The organism is Aquabacterium sp., assembly GCF_034003525.1.
Taxonomy (GTDB): domain Bacteria; phylum Pseudomonadota; class Gammaproteobacteria; order Burkholderiales; family Burkholderiaceae_C; genus Aquabacterium.
The window spans coordinates 25,323-47,968 of record NZ_JAVEYN010000002.1 but is presented as its reverse complement, the minus strand read 5'-3'; the positions used below and the strand labels follow the sequence as shown (position 1 = coordinate 47,968).

At 65.3% G+C, this 22,646-nt stretch carries 25 protein-coding genes and 1 tRNA gene; 19 read left to right on the top strand and 7 right to left on the bottom strand.

Annotated elements, in window-relative coordinates; translation table 11 throughout:
• Positions 1-20 precede the first annotated feature (20 nt).
• Genes RBT42_RS01685 through RBT42_RS01660 form a run of 6 tightly spaced genes read left to right on the top strand, consistent with a single transcriptional unit; the run spans position 21 to position 5,011 of the window.
• Positions 21-953 carry a VOC family protein gene (locus RBT42_RS01685; RefSeq protein ID WP_320361993.1) on the top strand — a complete coding sequence of 311 codons (933 nt, stop codon included), beginning with the start codon at positions 21-23 and terminating at the stop codon, positions 951-953.
• 13 nt (positions 954-966) lie between these two features.
• Complete coding sequence (locus RBT42_RS01680) at positions 967-1,722, top strand: ribonuclease activity regulator RraA (protein WP_320361991.1); 756 nt, start codon at positions 967-969, stop codon at positions 1,720-1,722.
• Positions 1,719-2,141 (top strand): cupin domain-containing protein, encoded by a 423-nt coding sequence (locus RBT42_RS01675; RefSeq protein WP_320361989.1) that lies wholly within the window; start codon positions 1,719-1,721, stop codon positions 2,139-2,141. The genes RBT42_RS01680 and RBT42_RS01675 overlap by 4 nt, the downstream gene beginning before the upstream one ends.
• Positions 2,142-2,176: 35 nt before the next feature.
• Complete coding sequence (locus RBT42_RS01670; RefSeq protein WP_320361987.1) at positions 2,177-3,706, top strand: aldehyde dehydrogenase family protein; 1,530 nt, start codon at positions 2,177-2,179, stop codon at positions 3,704-3,706.
• A 25-nt stretch (positions 3,707-3,731) separates the two neighbouring features.
• Entirely contained in the window at positions 3,732-4,160 is a 429-nt protein-coding gene (locus RBT42_RS01665) for a RidA family protein (protein WP_320361985.1), read from the top strand.
• Positions 4,157-5,011, top strand: coding sequence for a fumarylacetoacetate hydrolase family protein (locus RBT42_RS01660; RefSeq protein ID WP_320361983.1), 855 nt, complete (start codon positions 4,157-4,159; stop codon positions 5,009-5,011). The genes RBT42_RS01665 and RBT42_RS01660 overlap by 4 nt, the downstream gene beginning before the upstream one ends.
• Before the next feature lie 79 nt (positions 5,012-5,090).
• Here the strand turns inward: RBT42_RS01660 and RBT42_RS01655 are convergent, their stop codons facing one another.
• Positions 5,091-5,258 (bottom strand): DUF3149 domain-containing protein, encoded by a 168-nt coding sequence (locus RBT42_RS01655; protein WP_320361982.1) that lies wholly within the window; start codon positions 5,256-5,258, stop codon positions 5,091-5,093.
• 130 nt (positions 5,259-5,388) lie between these two features.
• On the opposite strand from RBT42_RS01655, the gene RBT42_RS01650 reads away from it, so the two are divergent.
• Positions 5,389-7,644: a patatin-like phospholipase family protein gene (locus RBT42_RS01650; protein WP_320361980.1), complete on the top strand. Its 2,256-nt coding sequence runs from the start codon at positions 5,389-5,391 to the stop codon at positions 7,642-7,644.
• Positions 7,645-7,659: 15 nt separating this feature from the next.
• Here RBT42_RS01650 and RBT42_RS01645 read toward each other — a convergent pair whose 3' ends face one another.
• From RBT42_RS01645 to RBT42_RS01635, 3 genes are read right to left on the bottom strand one after another with little or no spacing between them, the layout of a single operon-like run.
• Positions 7,660-8,802, bottom strand: coding sequence for a chemotaxis response regulator protein-glutamate methylesterase (locus RBT42_RS01645; RefSeq protein ID WP_320361979.1), 1,143 nt, complete (start codon positions 8,800-8,802; stop codon positions 7,660-7,662).
• A gap of 15 nt (positions 8,803-8,817) precedes the next feature.
• Complete coding sequence (cheD, locus tag RBT42_RS01640; protein ID WP_320361978.1) at positions 8,818-9,552, bottom strand: chemoreceptor glutamine deamidase CheD; 735 nt, start codon at positions 9,550-9,552, stop codon at positions 8,818-8,820.
• Positions 9,553-9,577: 25 nt separating this feature from the next.
• Positions 9,578-10,405, bottom strand: coding sequence for a CheR family methyltransferase (locus tag RBT42_RS01635; protein WP_320361976.1), 828 nt, complete (start codon positions 10,403-10,405; stop codon positions 9,578-9,580).
• A gap of 280 nt (positions 10,406-10,685) precedes the next feature.
• On the opposite strand from RBT42_RS01635, the gene RBT42_RS01630 reads away from it, so the two are divergent.
• The 3 genes from RBT42_RS01630 to RBT42_RS01620 are packed head-to-tail and all read left to right on the top strand — an operon-like array spanning position 10,686 to position 12,691.
• On the top strand, positions 10,686-11,429 hold the full coding sequence (locus RBT42_RS01630; protein ID WP_320361974.1) for a GGDEF domain-containing protein: 744 nt from the start codon (positions 10,686-10,688) through the stop codon (positions 11,427-11,429).
• Between the two features lie 8 nt (positions 11,430-11,437).
• On the top strand, positions 11,438-12,238 hold the full coding sequence (locus RBT42_RS01625; protein WP_320361972.1) for a MinD/ParA family protein: 801 nt from the start codon (positions 11,438-11,440) through the stop codon (positions 12,236-12,238).
• 33 nt (positions 12,239-12,271) lie between these two features.
• Positions 12,272-12,691, top strand: a complete 420-nt coding sequence (locus RBT42_RS01620) for a group II truncated hemoglobin (protein WP_320361970.1) — start codon at positions 12,272-12,274, stop codon at positions 12,689-12,691.
• Positions 12,692-12,695: 4 nt separating this feature from the next.
• Here the strand turns inward: RBT42_RS01620 and RBT42_RS01615 are convergent, their stop codons facing one another.
• Together RBT42_RS01615 and radC are read right to left on the bottom strand one after the other, a co-directional pair.
• Positions 12,696-13,397, bottom strand: coding sequence for a Smr/MutS family protein (locus tag RBT42_RS01615; RefSeq protein WP_320361968.1), 702 nt, complete (start codon positions 13,395-13,397; stop codon positions 12,696-12,698).
• A 21-nt stretch (positions 13,398-13,418) separates the two neighbouring features.
• Positions 13,419-14,087, bottom strand: a complete 669-nt coding sequence (radC, locus tag RBT42_RS01610) for a RadC family protein (protein WP_320361966.1) — start codon at positions 14,085-14,087, stop codon at positions 13,419-13,421.
• Between the two features lie 211 nt (positions 14,088-14,298).
• On the opposite strand from radC, the gene RBT42_RS01605 reads away from it, so the two are divergent.
• From RBT42_RS01605 to RBT42_RS01575, 7 genes are all read left to right on the top strand, one after another.
• The gene (locus tag RBT42_RS01605) at positions 14,299-14,760 is read left to right on the top strand and encodes an FKBP-type peptidyl-prolyl cis-trans isomerase (RefSeq protein WP_300156865.1); all 462 of its coding nucleotides are present in this window, start codon (positions 14,299-14,301) and stop codon (positions 14,758-14,760) included.
• 1 nt (position 14,761) lies between these two features.
• Positions 14,762-15,748, top strand: coding sequence for a 4-hydroxy-3-methylbut-2-enyl diphosphate reductase (gene ispH, locus RBT42_RS01600; RefSeq protein WP_320361961.1), 987 nt, complete (start codon positions 14,762-14,764; stop codon positions 15,746-15,748).
• A gap of 32 nt (positions 15,749-15,780) precedes the next feature.
• Positions 15,781-17,082 (top strand): serine--tRNA ligase, encoded by a 1,302-nt coding sequence (serS, locus tag RBT42_RS01595; RefSeq protein ID WP_320361959.1) that lies wholly within the window; start codon positions 15,781-15,783, stop codon positions 17,080-17,082.
• A gap of 78 nt (positions 17,083-17,160) precedes the next feature.
• A tRNA-Ser gene (locus tag RBT42_RS01590) sits at positions 17,161-17,251 on the top strand.
• Positions 17,252-17,408: 157 nt separating this feature from the next.
• Positions 17,409-18,800, top strand: coding sequence for a Trk system potassium transporter TrkA (gene trkA / locus RBT42_RS01585; RefSeq protein ID WP_320361957.1), 1,392 nt, complete (start codon positions 17,409-17,411; stop codon positions 18,798-18,800).
• Positions 18,801-18,805: 5 nt separating this feature from the next.
• Positions 18,806-20,266 carry a TrkH family potassium uptake protein gene (locus RBT42_RS01580; RefSeq protein ID WP_320361955.1) on the top strand — a complete coding sequence of 487 codons (1,461 nt, stop codon included), beginning with the start codon at positions 18,806-18,808 and terminating at the stop codon, positions 20,264-20,266.
• Between the two features lie 86 nt (positions 20,267-20,352).
• Complete coding sequence (locus RBT42_RS01575) at positions 20,353-20,967, top strand: trimeric intracellular cation channel family protein (RefSeq protein WP_320361953.1); 615 nt, start codon at positions 20,353-20,355, stop codon at positions 20,965-20,967.
• A 30-nt stretch (positions 20,968-20,997) separates the two neighbouring features.
• Here RBT42_RS01575 and RBT42_RS01570 read toward each other — a convergent pair whose 3' ends face one another.
• A complete protein-coding gene (locus tag RBT42_RS01570; RefSeq protein WP_320361951.1) occupies positions 20,998-21,633 on the bottom strand; it encodes a CatA-like O-acetyltransferase in 636 nt (211 codons plus the stop codon).
• Between the two features lie 138 nt (positions 21,634-21,771).
• Between RBT42_RS01570 and RBT42_RS01565 the strand changes: the two genes are divergently transcribed.
• Together RBT42_RS01565 and RBT42_RS01560 are read left to right on the top strand one after the other, a co-directional pair.
• Positions 21,772-22,110: a hypothetical protein gene (locus tag RBT42_RS01565; RefSeq protein WP_320361950.1), complete on the top strand. Its 339-nt coding sequence runs from the start codon at positions 21,772-21,774 to the stop codon at positions 22,108-22,110.
• Positions 22,111-22,242: 132 nt separating this feature from the next.
• Entirely contained in the window at positions 22,243-22,632 is a 390-nt protein-coding gene (locus RBT42_RS01560; protein WP_320361948.1) for an ATP-binding protein, read from the top strand.
• Positions 22,633-22,646 lie beyond the last annotated feature (14 nt).

The following is a 22,646-nucleotide window of genomic DNA, read 5'->3' as shown; positions in this document are numbered from 1 at the left end:
TCTTTTTGTGAGTGAAGACCATGGCACGAGCCATTGACATCGCCCAAGTGAGCTATGAAGCGCCGGACCTGGCCTTGATGGAGCGCTTCATGACCGACTTCGGTCTGCGTCGCGTGCCCAGTACCGATGGGGTGCTGTACATGCGCGGCAGTGGGCATCAGCATCACCTGCACGTGACCCGCCACGCCGCCAAGCAACGCTTCATCGGCGCCACCCTGGAAGTGGCCAGCAAGGCGGACCTCGAAGAGCTGGCCGCGCTGCCGGGCTCCTCGCCCATCGACTGGTCGACTGAACCCGGTGGCGGCTGGCAGGTCATCATGCACACCCCCGATGGCATCGAGATCCGCGCCGTCTGGGGACGTGAACACGCCGCGCCGCTGCCCATCCGCGGCCCGCATGCCTTCAACGCCGGCCAGGCCAAGCACCGCGTCGGCTCGTCCATCCGCGTCAAGCGCGAACCGTGCGAGGCCATGCGCCTGGGTCACTTCGTGCTGCACGTGAGCAACCACGACGAAACCGTGAAGTGGTTCCGCGACCGCTTCGGCATGTTGCCCTCCGAGTTCTTCGTGCCGCCCGGCACCGACGGCCCGCCTTACGGCACCTTCCTGCGCTTCGACCGTGGCGCCGAACTGGTGGACCACCACAGCCTGCTGATCCTGCAGTCGGACTGGGTGGGCGTGCACCACTGCTCGTTCGAAGTGCAGGACCTCGACGCCATCATGGGTGCGCACGATTACCTGGTCCAGCAAGGCTGGCAGCTCGACTGCGGCGTGGGACGTCACCTGATGGGCAGCCAGGTCTTTGACTACTGGAAAGACCCCTTCGGCTTCCGCGTCGAGCACTACACCGATGGCGACGTCGTCGACGCCAGCCACCAGCCCGGTGTGTTCAACGGCACAGCACCCGAAACCACCCAGTGGGGCATGGAGCCTCCCATGGAATTCTTCCAGTGACGAGGATCACCACATGAGCTACACCACCGAACCCATCTCCGACATCACGCGGGAACGCCTGATGAAGGTGGGCACGGCCAACGTGACCAACGCCTTGCTCAAGCGCGGCTTTCGCAATGTGTACCTGCTGGGCCTGGCACCGCTGACGCCCGAGCAAGGTCAACTGGTCGGCCCCGCCTACACGCTGCGCTTCATGCCAGCCCGTGAAGATTTGGACACCATGGCGAACTATGGCAAGCGCGATAACCTGCATCGCGTGGCGATCGAGCAGTGCCCACAAGGCGCTGTCCTCGTGATCGATGCCATGGGCTCGACCAAGGCTGCCGCCATGGGCGACATGATGGCCCTGCGCCTCAAGCACCGCGGCGTCCAAGGCGTCGTCACCGACGGGGGCTACCGTGATGCCCCGGCCATCCAGGCCACCGGCTTGCCCTGCTACCAAAAGCAGAGTGCGCCGCCGGCCACGGCCATCGCCATGCACCCCATCGAGCTCAACGGCCCGGTTGGCTGCGCGGGTGTGCCCGTCTACCCCGGTGACGTCATCGTCGGCGACGGCGAAGGGGTGGTCTGCATCCCCCGCCACCTGGCCGACGAGATCGCCATCGAAGCCCTTGACGCCTTCGAATACGAAGCCTATGCCGCGCAACTCATCGAGCGCGGCACTTCCATCCTCGACTGCTTCCCGGCCACCCCTGAGAGCCGCGCAGCCTATGACCAATGGGTGGCCGCTGGCCGTCCCGCTTTCCCACCTCTGGAGACCACACCGTGAGCCCCGATGTCAACACCATGAAGACGCTGGAAATCCTCATCAACCGTGAGGACCTGGACCCAGACCAGTGGATCAACTTCCCCGAGTACGGCTTCCGCCAGTACTTCCTGTTCAAGAACCCCGAAACCGGTGCGTCCATCGCCATCCTCGAATACGAGAAGGGCGGTCGCATCCCGGTCAAGCACGTGCACGCTTCCAACCAGTTCATGTACTGCCTGGAGGGCGACTACGAATACACCGACGTCGGCCTGCGCCTCAAGCCCGGCTCCTTCTACATGAACCCGGTGGGCCAGGCTCACGGCCCGACCATCGCCCACGAGCGCAGCGTGCTGATCGAGATCTACGACGGCCCTCACTACAAGGAAAAGCCGGTCTTCCACACCGACGAGACCATCGGCGACTTCCTCGCCAAGCCCTGAGCCGCGCCACCCCCATTCAGATTGAGAGTTCATCCATGTTTGACACCCAAGACATCCTCCAGAAGGCCGGCATCGCTGCCGTCCAGTCCGGCTCTTATGGCGCCACCCTGGGCTGGGCCCCGGTGGACGGCCGCACCACGTTCGATGCCATCTGCCCCGCCGACGGCAAGCTGAGCGCCCGCATTGCCGGCTCCACCGCCGAGGACTACGAAGCCATCGTCTCGGCCTCCTTCGAAGCGCAAAAGCGCTGGCGCATGGTCCCGGCCCCCACCCGGGGCGAGTTCGTGCGCCGCATCGGTGAGCTGGTCGAAGAGAACATGGAGATGCTGGCCGCGGTCGTCATGCTCGACACCGGCAAGTCCATGATGGAAGCCAAGGGCGAGCTCAAGGAAGTGGTCGACATGGCCACGCTGGCCGCCGGTCAGTCGCGCATGATGTACGGCTTCACCCAGCAGTCGCAGCGTGCCAAGCACCGCATGTACGACCAATGGCTGCCCTTGGGCGTGGTCGGCATCATCACCGCCTACAACTTCCCCGCCGCCGTTTGGGCGCAGAACGGCTTCCTGTCGGTCATCGGCGGCAACACGGTGATCTGGAAGCCCAGCCCCAAGGTGCCGCTCACGGCCATCGCCATCCAGAAGCTGGCCAACCAAGCCATGAAGGAGTTCAAGTGCGAAGGCGTGTTCTCGCTCTACACCCCGGCCGACAACCAGCTGGCCGAGCTGCTGCTGCGTGACACCCGTGTGCCACTGATCTCCTTCACCGGCTCGTCGGGCGTGGGTCGCAAGGTGGCCGACCTGGTCGGTCAGACCCTGGGCCGCCGCTACATGCTCGAATGCTCGGGCAACAACGGCTGCATCGTCGACGAAACCGCCGACCTGAAGCTGGCTGCCCGTGCCATCACCTTCGGTGCCGTCGGCACCACCGGCCAGCGTTGCACCAGCACGCGCCGCATCATCGCGCACCGCTCCATCCTCAACGAGCTGGTCGAACTGATGGCGCACTCCTTCGAGCAGATCACCATCGGTGACCCGCGTGAACCCGGCACCGTGGTCGGTCCGCTGATCGACGGCGCGGCCGTGGGGCAGTATGAAGCCGCACTGGCGCAGGCCGTGAGCCTGGGTGGCAAGGTGGTGTACGGTGGCAAACGCATCCAGCGCCCCGGCCACTACGTGCAGGCCGCCATCGTCACCGACGTCAAGCCCGAATGGGAGTGCGTGCAGCACGAAACCTTCGCGCCCATCGTCTACGTCATGCCCTATGACACGCTGGAGGAAGCTATCGCCATCCACAACGGTGTGCCCCAAGGCCTGGCCTCGGGCATGCACTCCACCAACCTCACCCACATCGAAACCTTCCTGTCGGCAGCCGGCAGTGACTGCGGCATCGTGCGCATCAACATGGGCACCACCGGCGCGGACGTCGGCGCTGCTTTCGGGGGCGAAAAGGAAACTGGCGGTGGTCGTACCGCGGGGTCCGACTCCTGGAAGGGCTACATGCGCCGTCAAAGCGTGTGTGTGAACTGGGGCGGCGAGTCCGCCTGGGACAGCCGCATCAAGCTGTGATCACCGACTTAGGAAGTTTTTCAACATGACCATTCTCAAAAAGCGTTCCTCCTCTCCCGCCGTGGCCGAGCCTGTGCCAGGCATGTGGACCAACTGCATGACCGTGGGCAACATCGCCTACATCTCGGGCATGACCGCTCGCGCCAACGACCGCGTCACCATCCAGGGCAAGGACGAGTACGAACAGTCCCGCGTCATCTTCCAGAAGATCAAGGACCTGACCGAGGCCGCCGGCGGCTCCATCAACGACGTCGTCAAGATGACCATCTTCGTCGTCAACATCGAGCACAACCATCTCGTGTGGAAGGCCCGCCAGGAGTTCTTCAGCGGCGACTTCCCGGCCTGCACGCTGGTGGAAGTGAAGTCGCTGGCCAAGGGCGCCAGCGCCGAGATCCTGGTCGAGATCGAGGGCATTGCCCACATCGGCTGCAGCGGTGAGAAGGCCGCCGCATGAAGCTGATCTCCTTCCAGACCCGAACGGGCGACAGCTTTGGTCTGGTGGACGGGCAGGACGTGTACGACCTGGGCCGCCGCCTGGGTCCCGAATGCCCTGACCTGCGCACGGCCATCGCGCAGAACCAGCTGGCGCAGTTTGCCCAGTTGCCTGGCAGCGTGGCGCCGGATGACCAACTGAGCCAGTTGACTTTGCTGCCGGTCATTCCCAATCCTGGCAAGATCGTGTGCGTGGGGCTCAACTACCACGCACACCGTCTCGAAGGCGGGCATGGCGAGGTGGGGGATCCCACCTTGTTCCTGCGCGTGGCAGAGTCTCAGGTGGCCCATGGCCAGCCGATGATCTGCCCGAAGGAGTCAGACCAGTTTGATTATGAGTGCGAGATTGCTGTGGTGATCGGCCGGGGGGGCGATCGGATCACCGAGGCCGATGCACTCACCCATGTGGCCGGCATCTCGGCCTACAACGACGGCTCGGTGCGCGACTGGCAGATGGCCACGTCGCAGTGGACCGCCGGCAAGAACTTCCGTGCCACCGGGGCTTTCGGCCCCTGGCTGGTGACGTCGGACGAATTGCCGCCGGATCGTGTGCTGAGCGTCGTCACCCGCCTCAACGGCGTGGAGATGCAGCGCAGCACCACCGACTTGTTGATCTTCTCGATCCCGCGCCTGATCAGCTACATCTCGTCCATCATGCCGCTGTCACCTGGCGACGTGATCGTGACCGGTACGCCGGGCGGCGTGGGCTTCCGTCGCACGCCCCAGGTGTTCATGCACCACGGTGACGTGGTGGAGGTCGAGGTCGAAGGAGTGGGCGTTCTGCGCAACACCGTCGTCAAGGAGGGCGTGTGAGCACTTGAGGCTCTGCCCATCTGGCAAAACAAAGGCCCTCGTGAGAGGGCCTTTTTCGTGGGCGTTCAGTCGACACCGATCAGTGTGCGCGGCCCTCGCGCACATCCTTGTCATGCCGTTCGGTGTCTTGCTTGACGTGTTGGGCCACATACCAAGCGATGTAGCCCAGCATGCCGAACATGAAGAGCAGGCCGGCCAGACTCATCAGGCCATAGTCGGTGGTCAGGAAGTCGGTCAATGCTTGCATGATGGTTCTCCGTTGTGCTTTCTTGGATCTATCAAACCGCGGATTGAGCCAGAGCGTTCTGACTTACATCAAGTTTGTATGCGCACCGAGCCGGATTGGCAAGCGGGTTTGACACGGCACAATCTCGCGCATGTCTTCGCCTGCACGCCTGTCCCTTCGCCGCACCGTGTGCGCCTTGCTCCTGAGTGGGTTCGCGTGCCTGCCGGCGTGGGCCGAGCGCCCCAAGGTGGGGCTGGTGCTGTCCGGTGGCGGTGCCCGGGGCCTGGCCCATGTGGGGGTGCTCAAGGTGCTCGAGCGCGAGCGCATCCCGGTTGACGTGATCGCGGGCACCTCCATGGGCGCCATCGTGGGCGGCCTGTATGCCAGCGGCCTGTCCGCCCTGGAGGTCGAGCGCGAAGTCCAGCGTCTGGACTGGGACAACGTCTTTGCCAGCCGCGTGGAGCGGCGCGAACTGTCCCAGCGTCGCAAGGAGCATGATTTCGAGGTCTCGCCCCTGCTGGAGGTCGGCATCGGCAGCGATGGGCTCAAGGCGCCTCTGGGCTCGCTGTCCAGCCGCGTGCTGGAGGCTCACCTGCGTCGTCTGACCCTGTCGGCCAGCCACATCCGCCATTTCGACCAGTTGCCGACACCGTTTCGGGCGGTGGCCACCGACATGGAGACCGGCCAGCCCGTGATCCTGGCCGAGGGCGACCTGGCCACCGCCTTGCGCAGCAGCATGTCGGTGCCCGGCATCTTCGCGCCGCTGGAAGTGAGCGGTCGCATCCTGGGCGATGGCGGCCTGGTCAATAACACACCGGTGGACGTGGCCCGCGCGATGGGCGCCCAGCGGCTCATCGTCGTCAACATCGGCACCTCGCTGGCCCCGCGCGACACCCTGTCGACCTTGACCGGGGTGACCACGCAGATGATCAACATCCTGACCGAGCAGAACGTGCAGCAAAGCCTGCGCACGCTCACGCCCCAGGATGTCCTGATCGCGCCCCGGCTGGAAGGCCTGACCTCCGCCGACTTCAACCGCGCCCGCGAGTTCATGGACCAGGGCGAGGTGCAGGCCGAGGCGATGGTGCTGCGCATGCAGGATCTGCAACTGTCCGAGGCCGACTACGCCGCCTGGCGTGCCGCCCGCCAGCGCCGCCAGCCGCCGCCGCCCACCCTGCAGTTCGTGCGCACCGAGGGCTCGGCCCTGACGCGCCCGGACCGGCGCCCCGACCTGTTCGCCAGCCAGCCGGGCCAGGAGTTCGACGTCGCCAAGGCCGAGCGTGACATCAACCTGCTGGCCGCCTCAGGGGACTACCTGCGCACCGACTACCGCCTGGAGCGCACGCCGCAAGGCGAAGCGGGCCTGGTGTACGAACTCGAGGACAAGCCCTGGGGGCCCGACTATCTGCAGATGGGGCTGGACTTCAGTGCAGATAACCGGGGGCGCAGCGCCTTCAACCTCAAGCTGGTGCACAACCGTCATTGGCTCGACAACGCGGGCAGCGAGTGGCGCAACATCCTGCGCCTGGGCACCAGCCCGCTGGTGGGCACCGAGTGGTACCGGCCGATGGCCTGGCAGCTGCCCGATGGCCTGAGCGGCTTCGTGGCTGCAGCCGCCAGCGCCCAGCGCCGCACCTTCGACGTCTACCGTGACCCTGATGGCCCGGAAGACGCCCGCAACGAGCGGAGCCAGACCCAACTCTCGCTGGATGCAGGTCTGAACTGGCGCGAGTTGGGCGAGTGGCGCCTGGGCTGGGTCGAGCAGATCGGGCGCGACAAGCCCTCGCTGGCCACAGCCGACTATCGGCTGTCGCGCCCACAGACCACCTTGATCGAACGCTGGCGCGAAAGCGGCTGGCGCCTGAAAGCCGTGTTCGACCAGCTGGACCACGCCTACTTCCCGTCGAAGGGTTGGCGCGTCGAGGGGCAATGGTTCCAGGGGCGCGGCCGCGCGCGGCAGGACAGCAGCTACGCCGAGGGCTACCTGCGCCACCTCGACGTGCAGGGTCAGTGGGTGAACTCCTGGGGGCCGCACACCCTCAGTCTGATGGGGCGGCTGGCGCTGTCCGAAGGGGCGCAACCCGCCATCGGCCGGTTTGGCCTGGGTGGCTTCCAGCAGCTCTCGGGCTACGCACCGTTCCAGGTGGCCGGGCCCCAAGTGGCCTTGCTGCGCCTGGGCTACCACGTGCGCCTGAGCGACATGATCCTCACCCGCGGGCTGTTCGCGGGCACCAGCCTGGAAATGGGCAATGCCTGGCTGCGCCCGCAAGATGTGTGGACGGGGGCCAAGAAAACCGGCCTGAGCCTGTACCTGGGGGCCGACACGGCCATCGGCCCAGTCTACACCGCCTTCTTGCACAGCCCCGGTGTGGGGCCGACCCTGATGCTGTACGTTGGTCGGCCCTGAGCGCGAGGGCCGGGATCAGACCCGGCTAAGTGCCTGGCCTACCGTGGCGCGCAGGTGGTCGAGCACATGCTGCGCGATCTTGTTGAGCGGCAGCACCTCCTGCACCGCACCAGCCGCAATCGCCTCGCGCGGCATGCCGAACACCACACAGCTGGCCTCGTCCTGCGCCACGCAATAGGCGCCGGCGTCGCGCATCTCGCGCATCGCCTTGGCCCCGTCGGCACCCATGCCCGTCAGCATGATGCCGATGGCGTTGGGGCCGGCCACGCGCGCCGCCGACTTGAACAGCACCTCCACGCTGGGCTTGTGCCGGTTGACCGGGTCACCATCCTGCACGCGGGCGATGTAGTTGGCCCCCGAGCGCTCCACGCTCAGGTGCAGACCGCCCGGCGCGATGTAGGCATGACCGGGCAGGATGCGCTCGCCATCGCTGGCCTCCTTCACGCGGATCTTGCACAGGCCGTCCAGACGTGCCGCGTAGTTGCGCGTGAAACCCGGGGGCATGTGCTGGGTGATGACCACGCCCGGAGAGTCAGCGGGCAGGGCGGTCAGCACCTCCTTGGTGGCCTCGGTGCCGCCGGTGGACGCGCCGATGAAGATCAGCTTTTCGGTGGACAGACGGCCCAGGCTGTAGGAGCACGTGTTCAGCGGCTTGGCGGGCGTCGCAGCACCGGACGACGCGGCACGCGAGCTGGCTGCTGCCGTGGCGCCGGCCGCCGCGGGGGGCACCGAAGCCGCAGGGGCGAGACGGTGGATGCGCGCCTTGGACGCCACGCGGATCTTGTCCGTGATGTCGTCCGACAACTGGCGCAGGCCGTCCACCACCCCGATCTTGGGCTTGGAGACGAAATCCACCGCGCCCAACTCCAGGGCCTTGAGCGTCACCTCGGCGCCGCGCTCGGTCAGCGTGGACACCATCACCACCGGCATCGGGCGCAGGCGCATCAGCTTGGACAGAAAGTCCAGGCCGTCCATGCGCGGCATCTCCACATCCAGCGTGATCACGTCCGGATTGAGGTTGCGGATCATCTCGCGGGCCACAAAAGGGTCGCTGGCCGCGCCGATGCATTCCATGTCGGGCTGTCGGTTGATGATTTCCGTCAGCATGCTGCGAACCAGCGCCGAGTCGTCCACCACCACCACGGTAATCTTGGGCATGTCGTTCTCCGCCTGTCAGAACAGGTCGATCGAGCCACCGCTGCGCGAGACGGGGGCCACTTTCTGCGCCGCCAGGCGCTCTTGTTGAAGGATGGCTTCCGGGTTGCTGGGCGCCAGGCGCTTGACCATGGCCTTGCCGCTGAACGGCAGGAAGCAGACCTTGCGCGGATAGATGTCGAGGACGTCCTTGGACACCACGGGGATGCGCTCGGTCTTGAGATAGTCCATCACGAACGTGGTGTTGCGCTCCCCCACGTTGATGGTGTTCATGCCACTGATGACGGCGCCACCGCCAAAGACCTTGGCCTCCATCGTCATCCGCGAAGCCCCCAGCTTCATCAGCTCGTTGATCAGCAATTCCATCGCGTACGAACCGTAGCGTCCGGAGTCCTGGCCGTTGCCGCCACTGTCGGGCAGCATGAAATGGTTCATGCCCCCGACCTTGGCCTGGCGGTCCCACAGGCACACGGCAATGCACGAGCCCAGCGTCGTCATGATCAGCAGGTCCTCGTGGTACACAAAGTACTCGCCCGGCAGGATCTTGACGGCCTCGGACTTGAAGTGGGCGTCGTAATAGAAAAACGAGGCCTCGCCCGGCTTCGGGGTGCGCGATTTGAGACGGGTCAGGCGCTCCGTGCGCGGCCCGCCCCCCTGGTTGAGTGCGGCGGCCGCCGAGGCGAGGGCGCCGGGCCGGGGGCTGGCGCCCACAGCGGGGCCGCGCGCGCTCCCAAAGGGTGGAATGCTGGACATGAGGAAATCCTTGTGGCGACGCGGGTCAGACCCGATCGTAGACCGTCTTGCCCTTGAGGACGAAGATGTCGCGTGATTCGGTGAAGTTCTCGGAGTGGCCGACAAACAGCAAGCCCTTGGGCTTCATGACGCCGTGGATGCGCTCGAGCACCTTGCGCTGCGTCGGGCCATCGAAGTAGATCATCACATTGCGGCAAAACACCACGTCGAAGGGCTCCCCGAGCTGCCACTGCGTCTGCATCAAGTTGAAGGGGCGAAACTCCACCATCCGCGTCAACTCGGGCTTGACCCGGATGAAGCCGGCGTTGTTGCCCTTGCCACGCAGGAAGAACTGCTTGAGCCGCTGCGGACTCAGGCCGCGGGCCCCGGCGTCGTACACCGCGCGGGCGGCGGTCTGCAGCACATTGGTGTCGATGTCACTGGCCAGAATCTTGACCGGTGCGTTCAGCCCCACGGTTTCGGCCACCGTCATGGCCAGCGAATAAGGCTCCTCGCCCGTGGACGCGGCGCAACACCAGATGCGCGTGGGCTGGGGGCCGCGGGCCTTGAGCCAGTCGGTCAGGGTGTGAAAGTGATGCTCTTCGCGGAAAAACGAGGTCAGGTTGGTCGTCAGGCAGTTGACGAACTCCTGCCACTCCTGCTGAGCCTGGGCGCCCGAGGCGCTTTCCAGCCACTGCAGATAGCCCTCGAACGAGGCGTGGCCAGTTTCGCGCAGGCGCCGCGACAGGCGGCTGTAGACCATCGCCTGTTTGCCCTCGTGCAGGCTGATGCCCGCGCGGTCGTAGATGAGGGCGCGCACGCGTGCGAAGTCGCGGGCGTGGAAATTGAACTCGCGGTCGGCAACGATGTCCATGAAATCTGTGACGTGAGGGCAAACAACGGCGAACAAGGGGCCAGATGCCCCTGTGACGACACCTTAACCCGTATTGGGTATATCGGACGCCGTGCGTGGGCCTTGAGCTGGTTTGAAAACCACGGGCCGGCGTGGCCGATTCACCCCCTATTAGGCCCCTCATCCGGGGGTTAAAGAGCGGCCTGCCCTGCTAGACTTGCGGACAATTGACGAATTTGTCGTGGAGTGAGCCATCGCATCCCCCAGCTGTCATCTTGCCGTACCTGAAGACACCACGTTGATGCCCGAGAGCGTGCTGGATTTGAGCAATGCGGTGGCCCTGTTGACCCAGGCAGGCTGGCGTGCGCCGGTCGATGTCCGGGAGGGTGAATGGCCCTGGGTGCAGGCCCTGGTCGATGGCTTGTGCGACCTTTCCAGCCGTGACCCGCTCACCGGACTGGCCAACCGCCGGCAGTTCGAAACCGCGCTGGCCCGCGAAATCGACCGGGTGGCCCGGGTCGGCGAGCCCTCGCTGCTGATCGTGGCCGACATTGACCACTTCAAGGCCATCAACGACACCCACGGCCACGTGTCTGGCGACACCGTCATCCGCGCCGTGGCCGAGTGCCTGCAGGAGTGTGTGCGGCCCATGGACCTCGTGGCCCGCGTGGGGGGCGAAGAGTTTGCCGTCATCCTGCCCAATTGCCCGCCGGCTTTCGGGCAGACGGTGGCCGAGCGCATCCGCCATCGCATTGCACAGCGCCCCATCCATCTGCTCGATGGCACCGTGACCTCGGTGACGGTGAGCATTGGCGGGGCGTTTGCGCCGCAGTGGGTGCGCTCCTCCGTCATCCTCTGGTCCGAGCGTGCCGACCAGCAGCTGTACCGCGCCAAGGCCGAGGGCCGCAACCGCACCTGCCTGGACACGCCCCCCCTGACGGTGGTCAGCGCCGAAGAAAAAAGCTTCCTGTTCAGCAGTCTTGCGCAATCTGACACCCTATCGGCCTCAGAAATTCTTGAGGAACACCCGAAAACGACCTCATGATGGTGCCCATGCCAGTTTCCGAGACAAATTCTTCCAAGCCGTCCGCCCGACTTGCCCGCACGGTGGCCGTCACCAGCGGCAAGGGCGGGGTGGGCAAGACCTTTTTCAGCGCCAACCTGGCCACGGCGCTGAGCCGCCAAGGCCTCAAGGTGCTGGTGCTGGACGCCGACCTGGGCTTGGCCAACCTCGACGTGGTGCTCAACCTCTACCCCAAGATCACCTTGCACGACGTGTTCACCGGCAAGGCGCAGCTGGAGGAGGCCATCTTGCCGGCCCCCGGCGGTTTCCACGTGCTGCTGGCCGGCTCGGGTCTGGTTGAGTACTCGCGCCTGACGCCCGAAGTTCGCGAGAAGCTGCTCGAGATTTTCGAAACCGTCAAACCGCGTTTTGACGTCATCCTGATCGACACCGGTGCGGGCATCTCCGACGTGGTGCTCTATGCCGTCTCGATGGCCGGCGAGGTCATCGTCGTGGCCACGCCTGAGCCCACCTCCATGACCGACGCCTACGCCACCATCAAGGTGCTGTCGGCGCAGCAGTCGCGCGAGAAGCTGAACCTGGTCGTCAACCAGGTGGCGCGTCCCGGTGATGGGCGCACCATTTGCCAGCAGCTGCAGCAGGTGGTCGACCGCTTCGTGGTCAGCCCCACCGGGGTGGTGCCCAAGCTGCAGTTCCTGGGCGACATCCCCTTTGACCCCAGCGTGCGTGAGGCCGTACGCAAGCGCCAGTTGTTGCTGGAGTTGCACCCTGGCAGTCCCGCCGCCCTGGGCGTGAACCAGGTGGCCGTGCGTCTGCTGGGCCGCGCCTGATCCGCTCTCCTGTCCTGTTCCTGTTGTTTGCCCATGCACGATCCTGCCCAGGACGATGACCCGGCCGAGGCCCTGCCGACCCCGACTGCGTACACCTTGCTCGGCGGTGATGCCCGGGTGCGTGAACTGGTCGACCGCTTCTACGATTTGATGGACCTGGAGCCGGCCTACACCGAGCTGCGTGCCGCCCACGGCACCACGCTCGACGATGCGCGTGACAAGCTCTACTGGTTTCTCAGCGGCTGGCTGGGCGGGCCGAGCCTGTACATCGAGCGCTTCGGTCATCCGCGCCTGCGCGCCCGGCATTTGCCGTTTGCCATCGGCATCAAGGAACGCGACCAATGGGTGGCCTGCATGAGTCAGGCCATGGCCGACGTGCAGGTGCCCGACGCGCTCGCCCAACGTCTGCAGCAGGCCTTCATGCAGACCGCTGACTGGATGCGCAACAAGTGAGGCCTCAGGCGCTGGTCTGACCCTTGGTCTTGCCGGGCTTGAGCAGCACCACCAGCGCGCCCACACCCCCTTCGTCGGCCCGTGCCTGCACGAAGGCCAGCACCCGCTCGCTTTGCACCAGCCAGCGCCGTGTCTTGTCCTTGAGCACGGGTTGCTTGCCGGGCGAGCCCAGGCCTTTGCCGTGCACCACGCGCACGCACCGCCAGCCTTTCAGGTGGGCCTGGCGCAGGAAGTCGATGAGGGCTTCCCGGGCCTCGTCCGTGCGCAGGCCATGCAGGTCCAGCTCGCCCTGCAAGGCCCAGACGCCACGGCGCAATTTGCGCACCACGTCGATGCCCAGCTCGGGCCGGCGCCACGACAGGGTTTCGTCGGTCTCCAGAAGGCTCTCCACATCGAACTCGTCCGACAGGGACTCGCGCAGCGCGGCTTGCTCGTCGAGCTGGCGGCGCGCTGGCACGGGCTGGGGGCGCGGCGGCGTGAGGTGGGCCCGGCCCGTATGAGGCAGGCCGTGAACGGCCCCGACCATGCGCTTGAACAGGGCGGCGTCGGCTTCCTGGCTGCGCTGGGTGGCCTCGCGACGCGCCTGCTCGGCACGCTCTTGCTCACGGCGTGCCGCGGCCTCTTTCGCGGCCTTGCTCAGGGCGCGCTTGAGGTCTGCGAAATCACGCAGCGTGGTGTTGAGGGGGGGCTTGTTGGAGGGGCTCACAAGGCGCAAGCCTACAACAACTTAGATCAGGCCCTTTTCGGCGAAGGACAGGGCACCACCCCGACCGACGACGAGGTGATCGAGCACCCGCACATCGACCAATTGCAGGCTGCTTTTGAGCGTCTGGGTGAGGAGCTCGTCGGCCCGGGAGGGCTCCAGCACGCCAGAAGGGTGGTTGTGCGCGAGGATCACGCTGGCCGCATTGAGCTCGAGCGTGCGTTTGACCACTTCACGCGGGTAGACCGAAGTTTGCGTGAGCGTGCCCCGAAACAGCTCCTCGCAGGCGATCAGGCGGTGCTGGGCGTCGAGAAACAGCACCGCAAAGACCTCGTGGGGCAGGGACCCCAGGCGCATCTGCAGGTAGTCCTTGACGAGCTGCGGCGAGGAGAACACCGGCTGACTTTGCAGCGTGCCCGACAGGCTGCGCCGTGCCATCTCCATCACCGCCAGCAACTCGGCCCGCTTGGCCGGCCCCAGGCCCTTGATGCGGGTCAGTTGTGTGGGTGGGGCGGCCAACAGGCCGGGCAGGCCCCCGAGGTCGCTCAGCACTTTCTCGGCCAGTTGCAGCACGCCCAGGCCCTTCATGCCGGTGCGCAGCAATAGGGCCAGCAGTTCGGCATCGGCCAGCGCGGCGGCGCCGTGCGTCAACAGCTTCTCGCGGGGCCTGAGGGCCGCTGGCAGGTCTTTCATCGGGGCGGTGTCACAGGGGTGGATGGAGCCGAGGATTCTCAGGTGGGATGGGCCGGGTGACCATCCTTCGGAAGAACGCCCTCGGATGGGTGGGCCTGATGCGGAACAAGTCTTTCGCAGATGCACCTGCGCGAACGGCTTCTGAAACCTAAAATCGGCGTTTTCTTATCCGGAGCCCCGCTGTGGCCTCTGCCGCGCGGGAGACACCCCCATGACCTCTGCTGCCCCCCTGGTGACCCCTGGCGCTTTCCTGACCCTGCACTACCGCCTGGCGGGGCCGGATGGCGGCGACGTCATCAACACCTTCAACGAGAAGCCCGCCACCCTGTCGCTGGGCTCGGGTGAACTGGCGCCAGCGCTGGAAGCCCGCCTGATCGGCCTGGCCGAAGGCACCCGCACGGTCATCGAACTGGCTCCCGGCGAAGCCTTCGGCCAGCGCAACCCCGAGATGATCCAGCGCGTGGCCCTGTCCCTGCTGCGCCAACTCGGCGACCTCGATGAGACCTGGGCGGTGGGAGATGTCGTGCAGTTCCCGACGCCCGATGGCAAGGGGTCTTTTGCCGGGGTCGTGCGTGAGCTGGACCCGGCCGGGGAATGGGCCTTGTTTGACTTCAACCACCCCCTGGCGGGCCAGCCTTGCACCTTTGAAGTGCAGCTGATCGGCGTGCTCTGACATGACCCAAGTCCAAGATGTTTTGCTGGCCGAGCCACGTGGCTTTTGCGCCGGCGTCGACCGCGCCATCGAGATCGTCGAGCGCGCGCTCGCGCAGTTCGGTGCGCCCATCTACGTGCGCCACGAGATCGTGCACAACACCTATGTGGTCAACGACCTCAAGGCCAAGGGCGCCATCTTCATCGAAGACCTGGCCGAGGTGCCACCCGGCGCCACCCTGATCTTCAGCGCCCACGGCGTCAGCCAGGAGGTGCGCCGGGAGGCCGATGCCCGTGGTTTTCAGGTGTTCGATGCCACCTGTCCGCTGGTCACCAAGGTCCACGTCGAAGTGGCCAAGCTGCACCGCGAGGGTTACGAGTTCATCATGATCGGCCACAAGGGGCACCCCGAGGTCGAAGGCACGATGGGCCAGGTCAGCGAAGGCATCTACCTGGTCGAAGACGAGGCCGACGTGGCCACGGTGCAGGTGCGCAATCCGGACAAGCTGGCCGTGGTCACCCAGACCACGCTGTCGGTCGACGATGCCGCGGGCATCCTGGCGGCGATCAAGCAGCGCTTCCCGAACGTGCGTGAGCCCAAGCAGCAAGACATCTGCTATGCCACCCAGAACCGCCAGGATGCGGTCAAGATCATGGCGCCTCAGGTGGATGTGGTGATCGTGGTGGGCAGCCCTACCAGCTCCAACAGCAACCGCCTGCGTGAGCTGGCCGAGCGGCTGGGCACACCGGCCTACATGATCGACTGCCCCGATGACCTGCAAGAAGCCTGGTTTGACGCGCATCCGCGTGTGGGGCTGACCGCCGGTGCCTCGGCCCCGGACGTGCTGGTGCAGCAGGTGATTGCCCGCCTGCGTGCGCTGGGTGCTGTCGGGGTGCGCCGCATGCAGGGCGTGGAAGAACACGTGCGCTTCCCCCTGCCCAAGGGGCTGGGCGGCACGGGGTTGGACCGCCCCCTGCCCAACGAGCGCAACACCGACAATAGCCGCTAAGCTAGAACCACATTCCAACCTGATTTCTCACCATGCTTGACATTGCCCTGCTGCGCAAAGACCTCGACAGCGTGTTGGCCCGCCTGGCCAAGCGCAAGAACCCGCAGCCCTTCCTGGACGAGGCCGCCTACCGCGCCCTCGAAGCCGAACGCAAGACCATCCAGAGCCGCACCGAAGAGATGCAATCCCAGCGCAACAGCCTGTCCAAGCAGATCGGCATGCTCAAAGGCAAGGGCGAAGACGTGTCGGCCGTGATGGCACAAGTGGGCGGCATCGGTGACGAGCTCAAGGCCAGCGCCGAGCGCCTGGAGGTCATTCAGACCGAGATCGCCGCCATGCTGCTGGCCGTGCCCAACCTGCCGCACGACAGCGTGCCGGTCGGGTCGGACGAAACCGGCAACGTGGAAGTGCGCCGCTGGGGCACACCGGCCACCTATGCCTTCGAGGTCAAGGACCACGTGGACGTGGGGGCCCCGCTGGGGCTGGACTTCGAGACCGGCGCCAAGCTGTCGGGCTCGCGCTTCAGTTTCCTCAAGGGCCCAGCCGCCCGCCTGCATCGTGCACTCGCCCAGTTCATGCTGGATGTGCAGACACAGGAGCACGGCTACACCGAGTGCTACACGCCTTATCTGGTGCAGGCCAAGGCACTGCAAGGCACCGGCCAGCTGCCCAAGTTCGAGCAGGACCTGTTCCACGTGACGTCAGGCGACGGCGAGGCATCGGACAGCAAGTGGTACCTGATCCCCACCTCGGAGGTGACGCTGACCAATTCCGTGGCCGACACCATCGTGCCGTTGGACCAGTTGCCCATCAAGCTCACGGCGCACAGCCCCTGCTTCCGCTCGGAGGCAGGCAGTGCCGGTCGTGACACGCGCGGCATGATCCGCCAACACCAGTTCGACAAGGTGGAGATGGTGCAGATCACCACGCCCGAACAGAGCTATGGCGCGCTGGAAGAGATGGTGGGCCACGCCGAGGCCGTGCTGCAAAAGCTGGAGCTGCCGTACCGCGTGATGTCGCTGTGCACCGGAGACATGGGCTTTGGCGCCACCAAGACCTATGACCTGGAAGTGTGGCTGCCCGCGCAGAACGCCTACCGCGAGATCAGCTCGGTGTCGAACTGTGAGGCCTTCCAGGCCCGTCGCATGCAGGCCCGTTACAAGACGGCCCAGGGCAAGAACGAACTGGTGCACACCTTGAACGGCTCCGGCCTGGCCGTGGGCCGTGCCATGGTGGCGGTGCTGGAGAACCACCAGCAGGCCGACGGCTCGGTGTACGTGCCGGTGGCGCTGCGCCCCTACCTGGGGGGCGCAGAGTTCATCCGCATGGCGTGATGCATGCGTGCATGAGGCATCAAAACTGATGCTATACTTGCAGGCTACACACCGTTGACCACGGTTGCAACCAGTTCAGGAGAGGTGGCAGAGTGGTCGAATGTACCTGACTCGAAATCAGGCGTAGGTGCATAACCTACCGTGGGTTCGAATCCCACCCTCTCCGCCAAGTACAAGCCCTAAGTGATTGATTCACTTGGGGCTTTTTGGTTTTTGGCGCCTTGGCGTGTCGATGTTTGGCGGCTGCCACGCTCCTGCGTGTCTCTGCGCAACGGGCCGTCACGTCAGGCTCCCGTCCCGGCCTTCCTGATGGCACAGTACGTTCCATGAATATCATCATTTTGGGCGCCGGCCGTGTAGGCGAGAGTGTCGCGGAAAGCCTCGTCTCCGAGCAGAACGACATCACGGTGATCGATCAGGATCCCCAGCGCCTGCGCGTGCTGGAAGAGCGCCTGGACTTGCGCGGAATCGTGGGCAATGGCATCCAGCCCTCGGTGCTGCGCGACGCCGGGGCGCAGGATGCCGACATGGTCATCGGTTGCGCCACGTCGGACGAAGCCAACCTGGTGTTCTGCAAGGTGGCCTACAACGTGTTCCAGGTACCGACCACGATCGCCCGCTTGCGCTCGCCCGAGTTTCAGGAAGGCGACGAGTTGCTGTCCAAGTCCGGCTTTGCCGTGGACCGGGTGATTTGCCCGGAGGATTCGGTCACGCACTACATCAACAAGTTGCTCGAGTACCCCGAAGCCCTGCATGTGCTGGAGTTTGCCGAAGGCCGGGTGTGCCTGATCGGGGTGAAGGCCGTGGCGGGCAGCCCGCTGGCCGGCCGCACGCTGGCGGAGTTCAAGCAGCATTTCCCGCGTTTCGAGATGCGGGTGGTGGCGTTGTACCGTCAGGATGTGGGCATCGAGCCGACGCGTGACACGGTGGTGTTGCCCGGCGATGAGGTGTTCGTGCTGGCCGCACAGGAGCACATTCGGGAGGTGCTCAGGGCCATCCACAATGTGGACAAGCCAGTGCAGCGGGTGATGATCGGGGGCTGCGGCAAGGTGGGGCTGCGTCTGGCCCGCAGCCTGATCGGGCAGTACCAGGTCAAGCTCGTCGAGCGAAAGCTCACGCGTTGCGAGTACCTGGCCAGCCAGCTGCCTTCGGATGTGCTGGTGCTGCATGGGGACACCGTCGACGAGGATCTGCTGGAAGAAGAGAACGTGGCCGACATGGACATGTTCCTGGCGCTGACGGACGACGACGAAGACAACATCATGGCGGCGATGCTGGCCAAGCGCTTGGGCGCGCGCCGGGTGATGGCGCTGATCAACCGGCGCTCCTATGCCGACATGTTGAACGGCGGCATGATCGACATTGCGGTGTCGCCCGCGCAGACCGTGATCGGGGAGTTGCTGACGCACATCCGCCGCGGTGACGTGGTGGGGGTGCACAGCCTGCGTCGCGGCGCGGCCGAAGCGCTGGAAGGGGTGGCGCGGGGCGATGCCAAAACGTCGCGTTTGGTGGGGCGTCGCGTGGAGGAGATCAAGCTGCCCGCCGGGGCACGCTTCGGTGCCATCGTGCGGGGGGAGGGGCGTCAGTCTCAGGTGCTGATGCCGCACCATGACACGCTCATCGAGGCGGATGATCACATCATCATCTTCATTCCCCACAAGCGCTTGATCCGGGCGGTGGAGAAGCTGTTTCAGGTCGGTGCCACCTTCTTTGGATGATCGCCATGCAGTTGTTTGGTCCGGTTCTGGCCTTGCTGGCGCGCATCCTGATGGCGTTCGCCTTTTCGTTTTTTGTGCCGCTGGCCTGGGCCTGGTACGAAGATGCCATGGCGCTGCGTGCGGTGTGGGGAGCGTCGTTCGGCTTGGCGTTTGGCAGCGGCTGGCTGCTGTTCATGGTCAGCCGCAGGTACCAGCGCGAACTGCTGCCGCGCGATGGCTTCTTGCTGGTCAACCTGGTGTGGGTGGTGCTGACCTTTTACGCCATGGTGCCCTTGCTGTTCACCGTGCCGGACATCACCTGGAGCAAGGCCTTCTTTGAGGCCATGAGTGCCTTGACGGCCACGGGGGCCACCGCCTTGTCGGGGCTGGATGATTTGCCGGTCTCGGTCAATGTGTGGCGCTGTTTCCTGCAGTTGGTGGGGGGGCTGGGCATCGTGCTGCTGGTGGTGGCGGTGTTGCCGCTGCTGGGCCTGGGCGGCATGCAGCTCTACAAGGCCGAAACGCCGGGCCCGATGAAGGACGCCAAGTTCACGCCACGCATCGCCGAGACGGCACGGGGCCTGTGGGCGGTGTACTTCGTGCTCTCGGCCGCGTGCTTTTTCGCCTACCGCTGGGCGGGCATGAGTTGGGCCGATGCCTTCATGCACATGTGCACGACCATGGGGCTCGGGGGGCTGTCTTCGCACGATGCGAGTTTTGGCTACTGGAATTCGGCGGCGATCGAGTGGGTAGCGACGCTGTTCATGACGCTGGCGGGCATCAGCTTCCTGCGCTACTTCATGGTGTGGCGCTCGCGCTCGCTGAGGCCGGTCACCGATGACCGCGAGATCCGCATGTACATCGGGGTCTTGCTGGTGTCGGTGCTGGTGGTGTTCTTGAGCCTGCTGGACCATCGTCCCGATCTGCATGCGGGCGACACCTTGCGGGCGGCCCTGTTCCATGTGGTGTCGGTGGCGACCACGACCGGCTATTCGTCGCAGGATTACACGCAGTGGCCGGTGGCCTTGCCGGTGTTGATGATGTTTCTGGGCTCGTTCGCCTCTTGTGCGGGCTCCACAGGGGGCGGGATCAAGATGGTGCGCATGGTCTTGCTGATCAAGCAGGCGCGGCGCGAGCTGGTGCGCATCATCCATCCTCGGGTGGTCAATCCCGTGACGCTGGGCGGCCAGACCGTGCCGGCGCCGGTGATGCATGCGGTGCTGGGCTTCATGCTGATCTACGGTGGGGCCACGATGGGCCTGACCTTTCTGATGTTGCTGTCGGGGCTGGACATCGTGACGGCGTTTTCGGCGGTGGTCGCCACGGTCAACAACATCGGCCCGGGCCTGGGGCTGGTGGGGCCGGCGGGCAATTTCGGCGGCTTGAGTGCGTTTCAGCTGTCCTTGCTCAGCTTTGCCATGCTGCTGGGGCGGCTGGAGTTCCTGACGGTGTTGGTGCTGTTCACGCGGCATTTCTGGCGCCGTTGAGGGTGTCGCCCCGCAGGTCATAGCGCTTCACTGGGAGATCACCCTCCAACGATAATCAGGGTTTACGCGGATAACGGAGACGGGCTGTGCTGACCTTCATCTACCTGGTGGCCATCACGGCCGAAGCCATGTCGGGAGCCCTGGCGGCCGGGCGTCGCAGCATGGACATCTTCGGAGTGGCCGTGGTGGCCTTTGTCACGGCGCTGGGCGGTGGCACGGTGCGCGACATGGTCCTGGGGCACTACCCGATCGGCTGGACGCAGCACCCCACTTACATCTACCTGGTGATCTGTGCGGGCTTGCTGACCATCGTGGTCGCGCCCTACATGCACCGTCTCAAGCGCACCTTCCTGGTCTTGGACGCACTGGGGCTGGTGGCTTTCTCGCTGATCGGCTGCGATGTGGCCTTGCAGATGAACTACCCGGTGGCGGTGGTGATCATGGCGGGCATGATCACCGGCATCTTTGGTGGCATCTTGCGCGATGTGCTGTGCGCGCAGGTGCCGGTGGTGTTCCAGCGTGAGATCTACGCGATCGTGTCGCTGGCGGTGTGCTGCTTGTTTCTCTCGCTGAGGGCGCTGGGCGTCGATCAGGAAATCAACACCCTCATCAGCTTTGCGACAGGCCTGTCACTGCGCCTGGCGGCCATTTACTTCAGCTGGAGCTTGCCGACCTTTGCCTACGACCGTCGCTGGGATTGAGTGGGGCGGGTGCTGCAGGGCGGCACAGGATCACGGCAAGCGCACCGCTGCCAAAGCCTCATAAAACTGCGCCAGGTGGATGCCATCGACCACGCCGTGGTGCGCCTGCACCGCCACGGGCATCACCCAGGTGTCGCCACGGGCCGTGAACTTGCCCAGCGTGATCACCGGGATGTAGGCATAGAGCGGATCGTAGGGGTGGGTGAAGGCGGTGAAGGACAGCCAGGGCACCGTGGTGATGAAGAACATGTGGTGCTTGGCGCCCACGGACAGGTCGGGGGTGAGCTTGACCGCGTCCATGCGGGCCTGGTTTTCGCGGCAGTAGGCGGCGAAGTCGTCCAGGTGCACGCCGTCGCAGAAGGAGAACAGGCCGCCGTCGCGTGCCACGGTGTAGCCGGGGTCGGTGCGGTCGTACTCGTACAGCACGCCGTCGATCACACGCTGGCGAAAGGCTGGCACGGCCTGTACCGCACGAGACACGGCGTAGCTCATGCCCATGAAAAACGAGACGCCCAGGGTCTGGCAGGCCTGCCGGATGGCCGTGACGTCGACCTCGCAGGTGACGCTGAGCTGGGGCAAGCTCCGGTCGGCGAAGGCGCGCAGGATGTCGGCGCGCGGGTAGGTGTCGAGGTCGATCCGGCGGTGCGTGGGAGGCGAGGTCGTCACGGTGAGGCTCTGGCGCGTGAAAGAAGTGGCATTACACCAGGGTTCACATCACAGCTTGCCACCAGAGAAGCAGGGGTGCTGGTATGGGTTAAGGGTTTACCCTAGAATCGCGCCTGTTGTCATTCAAGCTTCCTCATCATGTCGACCGATCCGAACGTCAATCTGAACCTCATGCTGGGGCTGAGCGTGGCGCCGTTGAATGTGGCCCATGCCTATCTCAGCCAGCTGGAGCGGGGTTCGATCCACTCCCTGCAATCGCACGACCGGGCGATGTCGCGGGCCCTCAACACCTTCAACACACTCTGGTTCAACCTGGGCCTGGACGCCGTGAGCGCATCGCGCAACGCGGTGCGCCGCGCCGAGGACCTGGGCCTGCCCCAGCCGCTGTTGTCGGCCACCGACCAGGTGCTGTCGCAACAGGAAGCGTCGCTGCGCGCCACCGCGCGCAAGGTGGTGCGCATCGCCTACGCTTACTGAGCCTCGCGCTGGCGGCGCCGACACCTGACACGGCGCTGTCAAATTCCATCTCTATAAAGCGATCCTTGCCGTTCCAACACGAGAACGGTCAACTGTAAGCACTGGAGATGGATGATGCGATCGCTTTTGAGCATGTCTGCCGCACTCGTTGTGGCGCTGTCCTTGACGGCCTGCGGCACGATGACGAATGAGGCTGCGGTGTCGGCCGAGGGCTTCCCGACACGCACGGCCGATGGCCTGCTGGTGGGCCCCAATGGCATGACCGTGTACACCTATGCCAAGGACGGCAAGAACTCCGGCATGTCGGAGTGCTATGACGAATGCGCCAAGAACTGGCCCCCGCTGACCGTGGCGCCGGGCACCGTGGCCACCAAGGAATTTCCGCTGATCATCCGCATGGATGGCACCCGTCAGGTGACCCTGGAGGGCCAGCCCCTGTACTACTACGCCAAGGACACCCAGCGTGGCGAGACCACCGGTGACGGTCGCGGCGAAGGCGCCTGGAAACTCAACCGCCGCTGATCGGACACCATCGC

Coding starts and splice junctions, on each gene's coding strand:
- RBT42_RS01685 (WP_320361993.1), top strand. CDS start 21: ATGGCACGAGCCATTGACATCGCCCAAGTGAGCTATGAAGCGCCGGAC.
- RBT42_RS01680 (WP_320361991.1), top strand. CDS start 967: ATGAGCTACACCACCGAACCCATCTCCGACATCACGCGGGAACGCCTG.
- RBT42_RS01670 (WP_320361987.1), top strand. CDS start 2,177: ATGTTTGACACCCAAGACATCCTCCAGAAGGCCGGCATCGCTGCCGTC.
- RBT42_RS01665 (WP_320361985.1), top strand. CDS start 3,732: ATGACCATTCTCAAAAAGCGTTCCTCCTCTCCCGCCGTGGCCGAGCCT.
- RBT42_RS01660 (WP_320361983.1), top strand. CDS start 4,157: ATGAAGCTGATCTCCTTCCAGACCCGAACGGGCGACAGCTTTGGTCTG.
- RBT42_RS01655 (WP_320361982.1), bottom strand. CDS start 5,258: ATGCAAGCATTGACCGACTTCCTGACCACCGACTATGGCCTGATGAGT.
- RBT42_RS01650 (WP_320361980.1), top strand. CDS start 5,389: ATGTCTTCGCCTGCACGCCTGTCCCTTCGCCGCACCGTGTGCGCCTTG.
- RBT42_RS01645 (WP_320361979.1), bottom strand. CDS start 8,802: ATGCCCAAGATTACCGTGGTGGTGGTGGACGACTCGGCGCTGGTTCGC.
- cheD (WP_320361978.1), bottom strand. CDS start 9,552: ATGTCCAGCATTCCACCCTTTGGGAGCGCGCGCGGCCCCGCTGTGGGC.
- RBT42_RS01635 (WP_320361976.1), bottom strand. CDS start 10,405: ATGGACATCGTTGCCGACCGCGAGTTCAATTTCCACGCCCGCGACTTC.
- RBT42_RS01630 (WP_320361974.1), top strand. CDS start 10,686: ATGCCCGAGAGCGTGCTGGATTTGAGCAATGCGGTGGCCCTGTTGACC.
- RBT42_RS01625 (WP_320361972.1), top strand. CDS start 11,438: ATGCCAGTTTCCGAGACAAATTCTTCCAAGCCGTCCGCCCGACTTGCC.
- RBT42_RS01620 (WP_320361970.1), top strand. CDS start 12,272: ATGCACGATCCTGCCCAGGACGATGACCCGGCCGAGGCCCTGCCGACC.
- radC (WP_320361966.1), bottom strand. CDS start 14,087: ATGAAAGACCTGCCAGCGGCCCTCAGGCCCCGCGAGAAGCTGTTGACG.
- RBT42_RS01605 (WP_300156865.1), top strand. CDS start 14,299: ATGACCTCTGCTGCCCCCCTGGTGACCCCTGGCGCTTTCCTGACCCTG.
- ispH (WP_320361961.1), top strand. CDS start 14,762: ATGACCCAAGTCCAAGATGTTTTGCTGGCCGAGCCACGTGGCTTTTGC.
- serS (WP_320361959.1), top strand. CDS start 15,781: ATGCTTGACATTGCCCTGCTGCGCAAAGACCTCGACAGCGTGTTGGCC.
- trkA (WP_320361957.1), top strand. CDS start 17,409: ATGAATATCATCATTTTGGGCGCCGGCCGTGTAGGCGAGAGTGTCGCG.
- RBT42_RS01580 (WP_320361955.1), top strand. CDS start 18,806: ATGCAGTTGTTTGGTCCGGTTCTGGCCTTGCTGGCGCGCATCCTGATG.
- RBT42_RS01565 (WP_320361950.1), top strand. CDS start 21,772: ATGTCGACCGATCCGAACGTCAATCTGAACCTCATGCTGGGGCTGAGC.
- RBT42_RS01560 (WP_320361948.1), top strand. CDS start 22,243: ATGTCTGCCGCACTCGTTGTGGCGCTGTCCTTGACGGCCTGCGGCACG.